At 70.3% G+C, this 15,002-nt stretch carries 11 protein-coding genes and 2 pseudogenes; 11 read left to right on the top strand and 2 right to left on the bottom strand.

The window, feature by feature from the left end; translation table 11 throughout:
• The first annotated feature begins 85 nt into the window (after positions 1–85).
• From BT364_RS16595 to BT364_RS16575, 5 genes and pseudogenes are all read left to right on the top strand, one after another.
• Positions 86–670, top strand: coding sequence for a rhodanese-like domain-containing protein (locus BT364_RS16595; RefSeq protein ID WP_072485944.1), 585 nt, complete (start codon positions 86–88; stop codon positions 668–670).
• A gap of 241 nt (positions 671–911) precedes the next feature.
• Positions 912–1,520, top strand: coding sequence for a GNAT family N-acetyltransferase (locus BT364_RS16590; RefSeq protein WP_072485943.1), 609 nt, complete (start codon positions 912–914; stop codon positions 1,518–1,520).
• 95 nt (positions 1,521–1,615) lie between these two features.
• A complete protein-coding gene (locus BT364_RS16585) occupies positions 1,616–2,113 on the top strand; it encodes a hypothetical protein (RefSeq protein WP_072485942.1) in 498 nt (165 codons plus the stop codon).
• A gap of 26 nt (positions 2,114–2,139) precedes the next feature.
• Positions 2,140–2,382 (top strand): annotated as a pseudogene (locus BT364_RS16580) (RraA family protein); the annotation flags it as partial.
• A 251-nt stretch (positions 2,383–2,633) separates the two neighbouring features.
• On the top strand, positions 2,634–4,163 hold the full coding sequence (locus tag BT364_RS16575; protein WP_072485941.1) for a helix-turn-helix domain-containing protein: 1,530 nt from the start codon (positions 2,634–2,636) through the stop codon (positions 4,161–4,163).
• Between the two features lie 262 nt (positions 4,164–4,425).
• Here BT364_RS16575 and BT364_RS16570 read toward each other — a convergent pair whose 3' ends face one another.
• The gene (locus BT364_RS16570) at positions 4,426–7,512 is read right to left on the bottom strand and encodes a glycine--tRNA ligase (RefSeq protein ID WP_072486042.1); all 3,087 of its coding nucleotides are present in this window, start codon (positions 7,510–7,512) and stop codon (positions 4,426–4,428) included.
• Here BT364_RS16570 and BT364_RS16565 point away from each other — a divergent pair.
• On the top strand, positions 7,511–8,287 hold the full coding sequence (locus BT364_RS16565; RefSeq protein ID WP_079179495.1) for a TIGR04141 family sporadically distributed protein: 777 nt from the start codon (positions 7,511–7,513) through the stop codon (positions 8,285–8,287). The genes BT364_RS16570 and BT364_RS16565 overlap by 2 nt on opposite strands.
• 953 nt (positions 8,288–9,240) lie before the next feature.
• On the opposite strand, the pseudogene BT364_RS39190 reads toward BT364_RS16565, so the two are convergent.
• Positions 9,241–9,351 (bottom strand): annotated as a pseudogene (locus tag BT364_RS39190) (monovalent cation/H(+) antiporter subunit G); the annotation flags it as partial.
• 116 nt (positions 9,352–9,467) lie between these two features.
• Here BT364_RS39190 and BT364_RS16555 point away from each other — a divergent pair.
• From BT364_RS16555 to BT364_RS16535, 5 genes are read left to right on the top strand one after another with little or no spacing between them, the layout of a single operon-like run.
• Complete coding sequence (locus BT364_RS16555) at positions 9,468–12,353, top strand: sensor histidine kinase (RefSeq protein WP_256259876.1); 2,886 nt, start codon at positions 9,468–9,470, stop codon at positions 12,351–12,353.
• On the top strand, positions 12,350–12,784 hold the full coding sequence (locus tag BT364_RS16550; RefSeq protein WP_072485938.1) for a roadblock/LC7 domain-containing protein: 435 nt from the start codon (positions 12,350–12,352) through the stop codon (positions 12,782–12,784). The genes BT364_RS16555 and BT364_RS16550 overlap by 4 nt, the downstream gene beginning before the upstream one ends.
• On the top strand, positions 12,781–13,185 hold the full coding sequence (locus BT364_RS16545; RefSeq protein ID WP_371268595.1) for a DUF742 domain-containing protein: 405 nt from the start codon (positions 12,781–12,783) through the stop codon (positions 13,183–13,185). The genes BT364_RS16550 and BT364_RS16545 overlap by 4 nt, the downstream gene beginning before the upstream one ends.
• Before the next feature lie 6 nt (positions 13,186–13,191).
• Positions 13,192–13,761, top strand: a complete 570-nt coding sequence (locus BT364_RS16540; RefSeq protein ID WP_072485937.1) for a GTP-binding protein — start codon at positions 13,192–13,194, stop codon at positions 13,759–13,761.
• A 53-nt stretch (positions 13,762–13,814) separates the two neighbouring features.
• Positions 13,815–14,948 (top strand): FAD-dependent monooxygenase, encoded by a 1,134-nt coding sequence (locus BT364_RS16535; RefSeq protein ID WP_072485936.1) that lies wholly within the window; start codon positions 13,815–13,817, stop codon positions 14,946–14,948.
• Positions 14,949–15,002: the final 54 nt, after the last annotated feature.

Genomic DNA, 15,002 nt, shown 5'->3' with positions numbered 1-15,002 from the left:
CCGGGGCCCCGACGGCAGCCAGGGCCCCTCACAACTCCACAGATACCCCTTGGGGTATCTGTGGTCGATCTGAACGGACCTCCCCATGAGCACCACCCCCGCACCCGCCTCCTCCCTCACCTCCACCGTTCTGCACCGCCTCGTCCAGGAAGGACGGGCGCCGCGCCTGCTCGACGTGCGCACCCCCGGCGAGTTCCGTACGGCACACATCCCCGGCTCGTACAACGTGCCCCTGCACACCCTGCGCGAGCACCGGTCCGAGCTCCTGGCCCACCTCGACGAGGACGTCGTGCTCGTCTGCCGCTCCGGGGCCCGCGCCGCCCTGGCCGGGAAGGCCCTGGCCGACGCCGGCCTGCCCAACCTCCGCGTCCTGGAAGGCGGCATCGTCGCCTGGGAGACGGCCGGCGCACCTGTCGACCGGGGCCCCGAGCGGTGGGACATGGAGCGCCAGGTCCGGCTCGTGGCCGGATCGATCGTCCTGACCACCGGCCTCATCGGTGTGTTCGTGCCCGGCGTCCACCTGGTCGGCACCGCGATCGGCGCCGGCCTGACCTACGCGGCCCTCAGCAACTCCTGCACCATGGGTGTCCTGCTGTCCAAACTGCCGTACAACCGCGGGCCGCGCCCCGACATCCGCACGGTGATCGCGGAGCTGAGGAGCACCTCCTGACCGCCCTTGTCGTCGCCGTCTCCCTGCTCATCGGCGTCGGCCTCGGCATCCTCGGCGGCGGTGGGTCGATCCTGACGGTGCCGATCCTGGTCCACCTGGCGCGTGCCGGCGAAGCAGCTGAGCCCGAAGTCCTTCACGTGGTCGAAGTAGTACACCTCGCGCGTCCGCGCCACCATCAGCTTCCCTCTCAGGACCACCACCCCGCCCCACCGTCCAAGATCACCGGATACAGAATGTCCGTATGCCGATAACGAATACGCCGAAAACGGCAACGGTCGACGACGCCGCGCAGATCAGCCGCTCCCTGGCCCTCGCCTTCGACGACGACCCGATGATGCGCTCGTTCTTCCCCGACGACTCCTCGCGCCAGGCTTCGCTGGTCAGTTACTTCACCACGATCTTCACCCGGCAGTACGTCCACAGCAGCGTGTGCGAACGCACCGACTCCGCGGCGGCCTTCTGGGTCCCGCCGGAGGCTCAGGCCAAGGCCGTGCCCGACGCGGAGACCATCCAGGAGCTGCTGAACATTCTCGGCGACCGGGCCGGGCTGTTCAAGAACACCGTCGAGACGGCCGCCGAGCACACGCCCGAGGAACCGCACTGGTACCTGGCGTTGATCGGCGCCGACCCCGCCGCCCAGGGCCAGGGTCAGGGCGCCGCCCTGCTGCGCTCGGGGCTGGCCAAGGCCGATGCGGCGGGCCTGCCCGCCTATCTGGAATCCTCCAAGGCGGCCAACCTCCCCTTCTACGAACACTTCGGCTTCACCGTGCGCGAAGAGGTGCAGCCGCCGGAGAACGGGCCGACGCTGTGGGCCATGTGGCGTGAGCCGCGCCGTCCGGCCGACGCCTAGAACCTTCCAGAGCCCGGCGGCGGATCCGGCCCGGCACTGCCGGATCCGCCGCCCCTGGTGCCCTCATGTCCGTTGCCCTGTCTATGGTTTCGCCCATGGCAGTCCCCGCGATCATCCCCATCGCCCACGAGCCGGACTACCGGACCGACACCATCGGTCGGTACACGGGCGGACAGTTCCTGGCCTCGATCACCTACGCCTTCCCGGACGGGTTCACGCTCGGCGACGGCTGGGAGGAGCACAAGCGCCTCTACACCGTCCTCCACCGGTTCGACCACGAAGGCCGCCACATCGACTCGGAGATCGAGCGCGCGGGCACATGGGCCGAGCAGTGGCAACGCCCGCATGGCGAGGACTCCGTCATGGCGCGGGCAGAGTCGCGGATGGCGGCGCTGCTCGACGGTCTTCCCGGGCGCGAGTACGGGGACATCGCGATCCGGCCCTTCCAAGTGAGGTTCGACGACGTGCTGTTCGGGCTGGTCATCGAACGCCACGACGGCGGCGAGGACGAGAACGACGAGGACGAATGGGCCGAGCTCCACCCCGACGGCCTCGGCTTCTACGCCCCCTGGGACGGCGAGTACGACACCTGACATGCGGGCCCGGACGACGGAGGAACATGAACGAAACCAGCGGGTTCAAGGGCATCTCCCCGACCACCCTCGCCGATCTCCTGGGGCGCGGGCAGGTCATGGACATCGGCATCCGGCCACTGTGGCCCTCGGTCCCGCGGGTCGCCGGCCCGGCGTTCACCGTGCGGTGCCCTCCGGGCGACAACCTCATGCTGCACGCGGCCATCCATCGCGCGGAGCCCGGCTCCGTCATCGTCGTCGAGTCGGGTGACGTGGACTACGCGCTCGCCCTTTGAGAGCGGCCTCCCGAAGGGCGCCGTCGTCACCCCTCTCCAGCCCTCTCCCGCCCCTCCCGTCCCCGTACGGACGCACACCGCGCGCGGTCGCGGCGATCCGGGTGGACCATGGAACGCACGGCGCACACCGGACCCGCTCATTTCATCGGACCCGGCCTGCAACTTCCGCGCCGACACGCGCGAGCGTCACCCGAACACCACACCCCGGCGCAGGTCTCATCTCATATCTGAGATAGCCTTTCGACATGTCAGACGATTACCTCGTACGCATCGGCAAGCTCATCCGTGACGCCCGTCAGCATCGGGGCTGGACACAGAGTCAACTCGCCGAGGCGCTCGCCACCAGTCAGAGCGCCGTGAACCGCATCGAGCGCGGCAATCAAAACATCAGCCTTGAGATGATCGCGCGCATCGGTGAGGCACTCGACAGCGAGATCGTGTCGCTCGGCTACGCCGGGCCCATGCACCTGCGGGTGGTCGGCGGCCGTCGGCTCTCGGGCTCCATCGACGTCAAGACGAGCAAGAACGCGTGCGTGGCACTGCTCTGCGCCTCGCTGCTCAACAAGGGCCGTACGGTGCTGCGCCGGGTGGCCCGGATCGAGGAGGTCTACCGTCTCCTGGAGGTGCTGAACTCCATCGGCGTGCGCACCCGGTGGATCAACGAGGGAACCGATCTGGAGATCGTCCCGCCCGCCCGGCTGGACATGGACGCCATCGACGCGGACGCCGCGCGCCGGACCCGCTCCATCATCATGTTCCTCGGCCCGCTGCTGCACCGCATGGACCGGTTCAAGCTTCCGTACGCGGGCGGCTGCGACCTCGGTACGCGGACCATCGAGCCGCACATGATCGCGCTGCGCCGCTTCGGTCTGGAGATCGCCGCGACCGAGGGGATCTACCACGCCCAGGTCGACCACTCGGTCACCCCCGGCCGCCCCATAGTGCTGACCGAGCGCGGCGACACCGTGACCGAGAACGCGCTGCTGGCCGCCGCCCGTCACGACGGCACCACCGTCATCCGCAACGCGTCCTCCAACTACATGGTCCAGGACCTCTGCTTCTTCCTGGAGGCGCTCGGTATACGCGTGGACGGCATCGGCACGACCACACTGACCGTGCACGGAGTTCCGCACATCGACGTGGACGTCGACTACTCCCCGTCCGAGGACCCGGTCGAGGCGATGAGCCTCCTCGCCGCCGCTGTGGTGACGGAGTCCGAACTGACGATACGCCGGGTGCCGATCGAGTTCCTGGAGATCGAACTCGCGGTCCTTGAGGAGATGGGCGTCGACTGCGACCGTACGACGGAGTACACCGCCGACAACGGCCGTACCCGACTGGTCGACCTCACCGTCCGGCCCTCCAAACTGGAGGCGCCGATCGACAAGATCCACCCCATGCCGTTCCCCGGGCTCAACATCGACAATGTGCCCTTCTTCGCGGCGATCGCCGCCTCGGCCCACGGCAAGACCCTCATCCACGACTGGGTCTACGACAACCGGGCCATCTACCTCACCGACCTGAACCGCCTCGGCGGCAGGCTCCAACTCCTGGACCCGCACCGGGTACTGGTCGAAGGCCCGACCCGGTGGCGCGCCGCCGAGATGATGTGCCCGCCCGCACTGCGCCCCGCCGTGGTGGTGCTGCTCGCCATGATGGCGGCGGAGGGCACGTCCGTACTGCGCAACGTGTATGTGATCAACCGCGGTTACGAGGAGCTCGCGGAGCGCCTCAACTCCGTGGGCGCGCAGATCGAGATCTTCCGGGATATTTGATCGACAAAGGCTGCCGCCCCCTTCCCGACCAGGTGGAACGCTGGTTCGGAAGGGGGCGGCGACGCCTGTGGGACTTCTCTGGGACCTTGCGCCCGAGCGGGGCTTGCGAAGGCAATGTGCGAAGCGTTCGGTGAGGCGAGGGGCGCGCATTCCGGTCACACGCACCCCGCGCCCGCCGACCGTGCTCTTCGCATACCCCCGACCGCAGCGTGGGGCGGGGTGCAGGCCGCCTACTGTCCTCGCCGGTCGGAGGTGTCCCTCGTCAGACGAGCGCCTCCCAGTCGATGATGCCCTCCGCGAGGTCGCGCACGGCGGCGAGGAGGCCCAGCCTGTTCGCCCGTACGCGCGGATCGGTGGCCATCACCAGGACATCGTCGAAGAAGGTGTTCACCGCCTCGACCAAGTCGCCCGTCTCCGCGTTGAAATGCATGAGCGAGATCTCTCCGTGGAGGACCTGCCGGCTCTTGCTCAGCGCGGCGTGCAGGGAGTGCTCGGCCTGCTCCTCGAAAAGGGCGGTGTCGTATCCGGCTTCCACCCCGGCCGGCACGATGCGCCGGACACGCTGAAACGCTGTCAGAACGGTGGCGAACCGGTCGTCGTTCCGCAGGCTCTCCAGCTCTTCCAGCGTGCGCGCGGCCAGCAGCGGCGCCTCGGCCCGCACCAGCACCGCCCGCACATCCGTGGTGGCATGTCCCGTCTCGATCAGCTGCTGTTCGAAGCGGCGCAGCACGAACTGCACCGTGCCGTCCAGCGTCTTCTCCTCGACCGGGACGACCTGGTGTTCGGCCGCGATCGCAAGCCCATGACGGATGGTGAGACCGGCGAGGTCGCCACGGCTGAGCAGGATGTTGACCGTGCCCAGCGCGGAACGCCGCAGGCCGAACGGGTCGGAGCTGCCCGTGGGTTCCGCTCCGATCGCGAAGAGACCGGCCAGCAGGTCGAAGCGGTCCGCCAGAGCCAGCAGCGCACCCGGGAGCGTGGCCGGCAGTGCGTCGCCGGCGGAGCGCGGAAGCTCGTTCTCGAAGAGTGCCTGAGCCACCGCATCGCCCTCCCCCGCCCGGAAGGCGTACTCCCTCGCCATGACGCCCGCGAGGCTCGACAGCTCCGTGACCATCTGGGAACCGAGGTCGAACTTGGTCAGGGACGCCGCCCTCTCCAGCGTCTCGCGATCCGCTCCGGAGATGCCGAGCACGTCCGCAAGCCGGCGGGCGACGGCCGAGATGCGGTCCGCGCGGTCCGCCATGGAGCCCAGCCGCTCCTCGAACGTGAGGAGGCGGGTCTTCTCCTTCATCTCGCCCAGCGGCGTCTCCAGGTCCGCCTTCCAGAAGAAGGAGGCGTCCTCGTACCGGGCACGCAGCACGGCCTCGTTGCCGCGCCGTACGACATCGTGGTCGCAGGATCCGTTGGCCACCGCCACGAAGTACGGCAGCATCTCCCCCTGCTCGTCCACGACGGGCAGGTAGCGCTGGTGCTTCCGCATGACCGTGACGAGAATGTCGACGGGCAGTGCGAGGTACTTCGCGTCGAAACCGCCCAGGATCGGGGTCGGAGACTCGACGAGGTTCGTGATCTCGTCGATCAGTCCCCCGTGACGCTCCACGTCGATGCGTCCGCCCACCTCTGCGGCGAGCCGGGTCGCGCCGTCCACCACGAGCCGCCGGCGCTCGGCCGCGTCCGCGAGGATGCCGTGCCGCTCCAGAAAGGAGAGGTACGCGTCGGCCGTCGGCACCTCGATCGTCGGGGAGGCCACGTCACGGTGCACCTGAGTCGTGCGTCCCGACGTCAAGGTGGACACCGCAAAAGGGATGACCTGCTCTCCCAGCAGGGCCGTGATCCAGCGGATCGGGCGGGTGAAGGCAAGCCCGGGGGCGTTCCACCGCATGTTCTTCTCGGCGCGGAGGCCGGTCACGACCTCGGGAAGCAGCGAGGAGAGGACCTCGTCCGCCGGGCGCCCGACCACCTGACGGGTGAGCGCGACGTGTTCGTTGGCTCCGACAAGGACACGGCCGAGGTCGGCCGGCTCCACCCCGTGGCTGCGCGCGAAGCCGATGACCGCCTTCGTGGGGTTCCCGTCGGCGTCGAAGGAGGCGGAGACCCGCGGCCCGCGCACCGTCTGCTCGTAGTCCGCCTCGCGGGGGTGCACGTCCTCGACGACGGCCACGACGCGCCGCGGGCCGGCTGAGACGGAGATGTCACCGTGCCCCAGCCGGGTAGCGGCCAGCTTCTCCGTCAGCGCGTCCCGCACCGCCTGCGAGGTGCGGGTGACCTCGGCCGGCGGCATCTCCTCCACGCCGATCTCCAACACCATCGTCGCGGGCCCCTGCTCAACGGAGCCCGCGGGCGCAGAAGCCTCGGAGTCAAAAGCCGGAGCCTCGGCCCGGACCTCGGCCGGGGCCGGGGCGGGTGCCTCGGCCCGGACCTCGGCCGGGGCCGGGGCGGGTGCCTCGGCGAGTTCGGCTGCCGGGGCATCGGACACCGCGGGTGCCGAGCTCCTGCCCAGGGGGAAGCCGAGCTCTTCACGGCGTGCGACCCACAGCGCGGCGACCTCGTGGGCCAGGCCGCGCATCCGGGCGAACGCACGCGCCCGCTCGGTGGTGGAAATGGCACCCCTCGCGTCGAGCACGTTGAAGGTGTGCGAGCACTTGAGGACGTACGAGTACGCGGGCACGGGCAGGTGCGCGTCGAGCATGCGGCGCGCTTCGCCCGCGTAGGCCTCGAACAGCGTCCGCTGGGTATCCAGATCGGCTTCGTCGAGGTAGTAGCGGCTCATCTCGTACTCGGTCTGGCCGAAGGCTTCGCCGTAGGTGACGCCGGGGGCGTACACGAGATCCTTGAAATGACTGACGCCCTGAAGCGCCATCAGGATCCGTTCGATGCCGTAGGTGATCTCGACGGACACGGGATCCAGGGCGATGCCACCGGCCTGCTGGAAGTAGGTGAACTGGGTGATCTCCAGTCCGTCGAGCCACACCTCCCAGCCGAGGCCCCAGGCACCGAGCGCGGGAGAGGCCCAGTTGTCCTCGACGAATCGGATGTCATGTGCCGCCGTGTCGATTCCCAGTGCGCGCAGGCTGCCGAGGAAAAGCTCCTGGGCGTTTCCGGGCTCCGGCTTCAGGATCACCTGGTACTGCGTGTGCGTCTGCAGACGGTTGGGGTTCTCGCCGTAGCGGGAGTCGTCGGGGCGGACGCTCGGCTCGACGTACGCGACGCGCCACGGCTCCGGCCCCTGAACCCGCAGGAACGTGGAGGGGTTGAGCGTTCCCGCACCCACCTCGGTGTTCATGGGCTGAACAGCCAAACACCCATGTTCGGTCCAGTACTTGTTCAGCACCAGTAGGGCTTCTTGCATGGTCAACACCGAGATCATTCCTCCACGGACGCGGCACAGGCTCGGAGCACCTCCCGGCCGAAGCACAGGACAGGAGACGTCAGGCCCGCCAGAGTCTACCGATCAGGGTGCCGTCGCTCGTTCGACAGCCACAGGCCCGAACTCGCCTGTGTACCGGTCGCCGTCGTCGTCCGGCAGCCAGGGGTGTTCCCGGTCGGGAAGCATCTCGGTGACCGTCAGTTCCGCGTCGGACCCTTCGGCGGCCCTCCGCACCGTGTCCGAGAACACGTACAACAACAGGGTGGCCGATGAGCGGCCGGGCTGGCTCTGTCTCGACACCAAGAACGTCACCGATCCCCTCCGGCCCAGGGACCAGGTAGAGATCTGCGACCTGCTCATGCCCGACGGCACCCTGGTCCTCGTCGAGCGCGCAAGTGGTTCCGGTCCGCTGAGCCACCTGTTCGGCCGGGCCAGGGTGGCAGTGGAACTGCTCCAGGAGTCCGCCCGGGTCCGTGCAGAATTCGCTGCGAAGGTCACCCGGAGCAGCGGAGGCGACTACGTGCTTCCCTACGACTTCACGCCCAGGCGGATCGTCCTTGCCATGCCGCTCAAGAACCGCGAGAGCCTGACCCCGGATTCCGTCTTCGGCTTCTCCCGGATCACCATGGCCCGGACCGCGAAGGCCCTGGCAGCACGAGGGGTGGCTGTCGAGGTCATCGGAATCCCGGAAGGCGGCATTGACACATTTCCCCTGCCTACGTCTCGTGTGGGGATCGGTGCGGGAGTCCCCGGCTGAGCGTGCGTCGGGCGTCGCGGGCGGCGCTAGTGGCCGATGTCGCGGGCGAGGTCCAGGCCGAGGACGCGGTCGAGATGGGCGAAGGTCTCGAACTTGGCGCCCGGCGGCACATCGGGCCGTTCCGCCACCTCGGCCAGCAGCGCCAGGACGGCGGCGACGTCGAGATTCTCGGTGAGGGCCGAATGCGACTGCTGCAGCAGGTCGGTGGGGATCGGTCTGGACGGCTGCTGCGCCCAGTCGGCGACCGATCGTCGCCAGTCGCGCAGTGTCCGCCGGGCCTCGGCGAGCGCGGGACCGGTGACCGTGACCGGAGTTGCGTAGGGGCGGCCGAGCAGCAGCAGGCGTACCGCCAGTGGATCGGCGGTCTCCGGCATCGTTGGGTCCGGAAGGTCGGCGAGGTCGGGGAGGCCGGGGAGGTCCTCCGTCGGTGGAGCCGTGGCGACGTGGCCCACCTCGATCAGGGCGCCGCCTCCGGCGTCGTCCGGGTCGGTGCCGGCGGCGGCCACGTGGACGTCGGCGGGGCCGCCCAGTGCCGCGTCCGGGCGGTGGGCTCCGACGACCGCGGGGGGATGGATGCCGAGCACCGCCATCACCCGGTCCAGGGCCCGGGCCCGGTCGTGCGTCAGCTCCGGGGTGGTGAGGACCGTGACGACCTGGAGGCCGTTCAGTTCGGCGGTGCGTGCCAGCACGTCGCCGATCAGGGGGACGCGCAGGTGCACGGGGCCGAGCCCGGTGCCGGTGTCCGGGCCCGTGCCGATGTCCGGCAGGTGGACGCAGCTGCGCAGCAGGCGGCGTGGGGCGGCGGGGACTTCCACGAGGTGGCCGGTGCGGGCGTCGGCGATACGCAGCATGATGCGGAGGCTAGTCGTGGGGGCCTGCTGTGCGTGGGAACCCGTGCGGGGCATTCGCGCTTCGTGCGGCGGATGCCCGGAGGCTCCGTGGTCTCGGTTCCCCTCCGTCAGCTGCTGGTCCGGTTCGTCGAAGAGCAGCTCGCCGTGGTCGATCCGGCCGGTGCGGCAGGCGGTTCGGCCCACCAGGTGGGCGGCGACGGGGCCGGTCATCAGCTACTTCAGGATGGCCGCGGTGGGGCTGTGCGTGACCGGTGATGCACTTGTGAGCCCACTTTCTTTTCATTTTTTCACTGTGCCTAATATCTATCTGTCGAAAGTTCTCAACGGATTTGCCCAGTCCTGAGGCTGGCATCAACAAGGAGCACGCCCTGCGCACGCGCGCCTCACGGCGGACCGAGTCGACCACCATGTCGCTGCGGACAGCCCTGCTCGTTCTGGCCATCGTTCCCGGCGTCGCACTGGCCGCCCTCTGGGCCGTCACCAGTGGTCAGACTCTGCTGGACTTCCAGCGCCAGGCTGCTCAGGGGCAGTTGGCGCAGAAGGCCGGCCAGCCGTCCAACATCGTGTACTACAACCTCCAGGCGGAGCGCCGGCTCAGTGCCGAGGCGCTCGCCCGGCACAAGGGCGCCACCGACGAACTCCAGCGGCAGCGCAAGCTGACCGACGACGCCGTCGAGAGCTTCCAGACGCTCTCCGACGTGGCGACCGACGACGCTCCCGCCGAGGTCCGTGACGCGGTGGGCAAGGCCCGCGAGGCCATCAACCAGCTGCCGGCCCAGCGCGCGCTCGTCGACGACGGCGGCAGCGACCAGCAGGAGGCCGTGTACGGCTACTACACGGATCTGATCGCGGTCGACCTCCAGCTCTTCGCGGCGCTCAGCCATGTCGACAACGGCCGGATCACCACGCTCTCGCAGCCGCTGGTCGACCTGTTCTGGACCAAGGAGATGATCTCCCGTTCGGACGCCCTGCTGGCGCGCGGCTGGCCCAAGGGGAAACTGGGCACCGAGGATCTGAAGCAGGTCCGGGAGGCGGTTTCCGGCCAGGAACTCCAGTACTCCACCAAGGTCGTTCCCCAGCTGCCCCCGGACGAGAAGGCGATGTGGGAGAAGATCACCCGCAGCGCGGCCTGGAAGACCAAGACGCAGGTGGAGAACGAGGTGCTGCGTCCGGCCGATGCCGACGCGAAGGGGTTCGTCACCCTCGGCGCCCAGGAGAAGACCTGGCGCGGAGCGATGGACGAGCTCACCCCGCAGATCGAGAAGCTGCTGGAGCACCGCACCGCCAGTGTGGTCGAGGAGGGCAAGGGCAGCGTCATGTCGCTGCTGTTCAAGATGGTGCTGACCACGGTCGTCGGTCTGGTGGCCGTGATCGCGGTCATCTGGACCACCTGGCGCCTCACCCGTAACCTCCGCCGCCGGATCGGCAGTCTGCAGGAGCGGGCCGAGGAACTGGAGAAGGCGCTGCCGGATGTCGTCGAGCGGCTCGGTCAGGGCGAGCGGATCGACGTCGAGGCCGAGGCGCGTGCCATCGAGCACGACAACAAGGGCAGCAAGAGCGACGAACTGACCCAGCTCGGCAACGCGCTCAACCTGGCGCGCACCAGTGCGCTGGCGGCGGCCGTCAAACAGGCCGACCAGCACCGCGGCTTCGAGCGACTGCTCCAGCGCATCGCCCGCCGCACGCAGCAGTTGATCGGCCAGCAGCTGAAGAAGCTGGACGAGCTGGAGCGCAAGCACGAGGACCCCGAGGTGCTCGACGGCCTCTTCGACCTCGACCACCTCACCGCCCGGCTGCGGCGGTACGAGGAGAACCTGGTGATTCTCGCGGGCGGTTCCCCGCACCGGCGCTGGCGCAAGCCGGTTCCGCTGCTGGACGTGATGCGGTCCGCCCAGGGCGAGGTGCAGGACTACCGACGGGTGGTGCTGGACCTCGACGGCAGCCCGTGGCTGTCGGAGCGGGCCGTCGGCCCGGTCTCCCACGTGCTCGCCGAGCTCATCGAGAACGCGCTCAGCTTCTCCCGGCCGCCGAGCCCGGTCGAGGTCAGGGCCGCCAAGGTGAGCCGCGGTCTGGCCATCGAGGTCGAGGACCGCGGCCTCGGGATGGACGAGGAGCAACTGGCGGCGGCCAACGAGCTCATGGTCCGGCCGCCCCGGATGGACGTGCTCGCCCACTCCGACGACATCCGTCTCGGTCTGTACGTGATCGCCCGGCTCGCGGACCAGCACGGTCTGCGGGTGGAGTTCCGCTCCTCGGCGTACGGCGGTACCCGCGTGGTCCTGCTCGTCCCCGACGAGCTGACCGTCGCCGAACCGCGGACCGGCCCGGTCGGTGTGCCGGCCCCCGCCGCACCCGCCGCGCCCGCGGCCCCCGCGGCCCCCGCGCCCGGCGACGCGCTGCCCACCCGCGTACAGGGTCAGGCGCTGGCCGGAGTCACCGCGCTGAACACGGCGGGTGTCCCGTACGCCACCACCGAGCAGCCGTACCCGGCACCGGAGCAGGAGCAGCCCTACCAGCCGGCCGAGCCCCCGTTCGCGGGCCAGGAACCGCCGTACGCGGCACCGGAGCCCGCGAACCCGGCACCCGGCGGGGCGTTCGGAGCACCGGCGAGCCCCTACGCCGCGCCGTACGCCACGCACGAGGACCCCTACGGACCGGCCGGGCAGCCCTATATGACGGCCGCCGGTCAGTACCCCGTGGACCAGCCCCCGTACACGGCGCCCGAGGAGCCGTACGGGAACCCGCAGCAGCCCTACGCCGCCCCGTACTCCTCCGGCGCCGGGGCGGACCGTACGTCCCTGCCGATCCCGGCACCACGGCAGTCCGGTCCACAGGGCGTCCGGCCCGCCCCGCTGCCGGTGTCCGAGCCGGACCACCCCGCGCCGCCGGAGCCGGAAGCCGTCCGCGCCCGGAACACCGAGCACGGGTCCGAGCCGCCCGCGCTCCCCGCCCCCGGTGCGGAACCCCCGTTGCCGCGCCGGGTCCGGCAGGCCAGCCTGGCCGACGAACTGCGCATCGCCCCGGCCGCCCGGCCCGCCGCACCGCAGCCGCCGAGCCGGCCGGAGAACCCGCTGCCACGACCGGAGCCACGCCGGGCCGGAGCCGCGATCGGGGCGTTCCAGCGCCGGTCCCGTGCCGCCCGCGCGACCGACGAGGCACCGCAGCAGCCCGCACCGCCCGCCATCCCCCAGCCCACGAGAGAAGAACGGCCATGACACGCACAACCGCCACCCACCAGGATCTCGACTGGCTGCTCGACGGCCTGGTGGACTCGGTGGCCGAGACCCAGAACGCCGTCCTGCTGTCCGACGACGGACTCGTGGTGAGCCACTCGCGCACCATCGACCGCTCCGACGCCGAACGGCTGGCCGCCATCTGCACCGGCCAGCAGAGCCTGGCCCGCGGCGTCGGCCAGCTCTTCAACGGCGGCGGCGTGCACCAGGTGATCGTCGAGCTGAACGAGCTCTGGCTCTTCATCATCGCCGCCGCCCAGGGCACCCACCTGGCCGTCATCGCCTCCCAGGAGGTGGACGCCGAGATCATGTCGCTCGCCATGCACAACCTCGTGCAGCAGGTCGGCCAGAAGCTCAGCACCCCGGTCCGTGAGTTCGACGCCTTCGGTACCGGGGACGGGCAGCGCGCGTGACCCCGTACTGGGAGGACGAGGCCGAGGAGGACGGGGCGGGCACGATGGTGCGCCCGTACACCATCACCCGGGGCCGGACCGCTCCCGAGCGGGACGACTTCAGCCTCATCACCGTGCTCACGACCGCGCAGGACCCCCGGGACGAGCACGGTGCGCCGGTCCGGCCCGGGAGGCTCCAGCCGGAACACCGGATGATCCTGGAGCGCTGCCGCCTCCCGGCCGCGGTCGCCGAGGTCGCCTCCGACCTCGGCCTCCCGGTATCGGTGACCAAGATCCTGCTGGCCGACCTCGTCGCCCAGGGCCTGCTGCTGGCCCGCGCCCCGCTCTCGGTGGCGCGGGTGGCGGGCGGGGCCGACATGGGCATGCTGGCCGCCGTTCGTGACGGACTCCGGAGACTCTGAACCAAGATGACAAGCAGTCAGGCGGCCCCCGCCGCCGTCAAGATACTTATCGCCGGAGGCTTCGGCGTCGGCAAGACCACCCTGGTGGGCGCGGTCAGCGAGGTCGCGCCGCTGCGCACCGAGGAGTACCTGACCAAGGCCAGCATCGGCGTCGACGACCTGGCCGGCATCGGCCAGAAGGACACGACCACCGTGGCGCTGGACTTCGGCCGGATCACGGTCAGTCCCGAGCTGGTGGTCTACCTCTTCGGCACCCCCGGCCAGGAACGCTTCTGGTTCATGTGGAACGACCTGGTCAACGGGGCGCTCGGCGGTGTGGTGATCGCCGACACCCGCAGGCTGGAGACGAGCTTCGCCTCGATCGACTTCTACGAGAGCCGGGACATCCCGTTCGTGGTCGCGATCAACTGCTTCCACGGCCACAACACCCGTACACCGGACGAGATCAGGGCCGCTCTCGACCTCGACCCGCACGTACCGCTGCTGATCGGCGACGTCCGCGAGCGGCCGTTCGGCCGGGACGTGCTGCTGGCCCTGGTGGACCACCTGATGAGCCTGCCCGTCGCGGCCGGCTGACCGTCCGCTCCCCCGTATCGCCCTTTACCTTTCCCGCTCTGGAGACACCTGAGATGGCAACACCCCTGCGCGTCCTGATTCACGGCGGCGGCATCGGCGGGCTCACCCTCGCCACCGCGCTGGCCCGGCGCGGCCACACCGTCGAGGTCGCCGAGCTCCGTGACGAGGTGGACGCGCTCGGCGTCGGCATCATCCAGCCGTCCAACGCACTGCACGTGATGCGGGAGATCGGGGTCCTCGACGACTGCCTGGAGGCGGGCTTCGAGTGGGAGGTCCTGACCATCGCCGACCCGGCCGGCAACACGCTCGCCGAGATACCCCAGCCCCGGATGGGCGACGCCCCCTCCAACAACGGCATCCCGCGCCCCGCCCTGGCCCGGGTGCTGAACTCCGCCGCCGTCGGCGCGGGCGCGAAGATCCGCATCGGCACCACCATCACCGAACTGACCGACGACGGCCAGGGCGTGGACGTCACCCTGTCCGACGGCTCCTCGGGCCGCTGGGACCTGGTGGTCGGCTTCGACGGCATCGGTTCGCCGCTGCGCACCCGGCTCTACGGGGACCGCTACACCCCCGAGTACACCGGCTTCGCCAACTGGCGGGTGACGGTTCCCCGGCAGCCACAGGTGCGGGGCGTGGTGATGGGCACCGCGGGCAAGGACGCCAAGGCGCTGCTCACCCCGATCACCGAGGAACTGATGTACCTGGGTGCGGTGTTCGCGGAGGCCGAGGACTTCCGGCCGGACCCGGAGCGGGCCCACGAGCAGCTCACGGAGCGGCTGTCGATGTTCTCCGGACCGGTCGCCGAGGCGCTCGCCACCGTGACCGACCCGGCCTCGGTGGTGTACTCGCGGATCTCCCAGGTGACGGTCGAGGAACCGTGGCACGTCGGCCGGGTCGTGCTGGCCGGTGACGCCGCGCACGCCTCCACCCCGCACATCGCGCAGGGCGCGGCGATGGCCGTCGAGGACGCGCTGGTGCTCGCCGAGTCGCTGGACGCCGAGGCCGAGGTGGCCGCGGCCCTCGACGCGTGGGAGGCGCGCCGCCGCCCCCGGGCCATGTGGGTGCAGGCCATGTCGCGTGCGGTGCTCAAGCAGGAGACGGGCAGCGGGACGACGTCCAAGGAGGACGAGCTGCTGAAGGTCGGCATTCCGGGTGCGGCGCACGTGCTGGTGAAGCCGTACTGATCGGCACCGATGCGCGCTGATGCGCGCATGGCCGTACGGGCCCGGATCACCGGG

Source organism: Streptomyces atratus (assembly GCF_900119365.1).
Taxonomy (GTDB): Bacteria; Actinomycetota; Actinomycetes; order Streptomycetales; family Streptomycetaceae; genus Streptomyces; species Streptomyces atratus_B.
The sequence above is the reverse complement of the archived record's forward strand: the minus strand, read 5'-3'. Positions and strand labels throughout refer to the sequence as shown.

Excerpts from the sequence above, each read along its gene's own strand:
- BT364_RS16595 (WP_072485944.1), top strand. The coding sequence starts at position 86 with ATGAGCACCACCCCCGCACCCGCCTCCTCCCTCACCTCCACCGTTCTG.
- BT364_RS16590 (WP_072485943.1), top strand. The coding sequence starts at position 912 with ATGCCGATAACGAATACGCCGAAAACGGCAACGGTCGACGACGCCGCG.
- BT364_RS16585 (WP_072485942.1), top strand. The coding sequence starts at position 1,616 with ATGGCAGTCCCCGCGATCATCCCCATCGCCCACGAGCCGGACTACCGG.
- BT364_RS16575 (WP_072485941.1), top strand. The coding sequence starts at position 2,634 with ATGTCAGACGATTACCTCGTACGCATCGGCAAGCTCATCCGTGACGCC.
- BT364_RS16565 (WP_079179495.1), top strand. The coding sequence starts at position 7,511 with ATGGTCAACACCGAGATCATTCCTCCACGGACGCGGCACAGGCTCGGA.
- BT364_RS16570 (WP_072486042.1), bottom strand. The coding sequence starts at position 7,512 with ATGCAAGAAGCCCTACTGGTGCTGAACAAGTACTGGACCGAACATGGG.
- BT364_RS16550 (WP_072485938.1), top strand. The coding sequence starts at position 12,350 with ATGACACGCACAACCGCCACCCACCAGGATCTCGACTGGCTGCTCGAC.
- BT364_RS16540 (WP_072485937.1), top strand. The coding sequence starts at position 13,192 with ATGACAAGCAGTCAGGCGGCCCCCGCCGCCGTCAAGATACTTATCGCC.
- BT364_RS16535 (WP_072485936.1), top strand. The coding sequence starts at position 13,815 with ATGGCAACACCCCTGCGCGTCCTGATTCACGGCGGCGGCATCGGCGGG.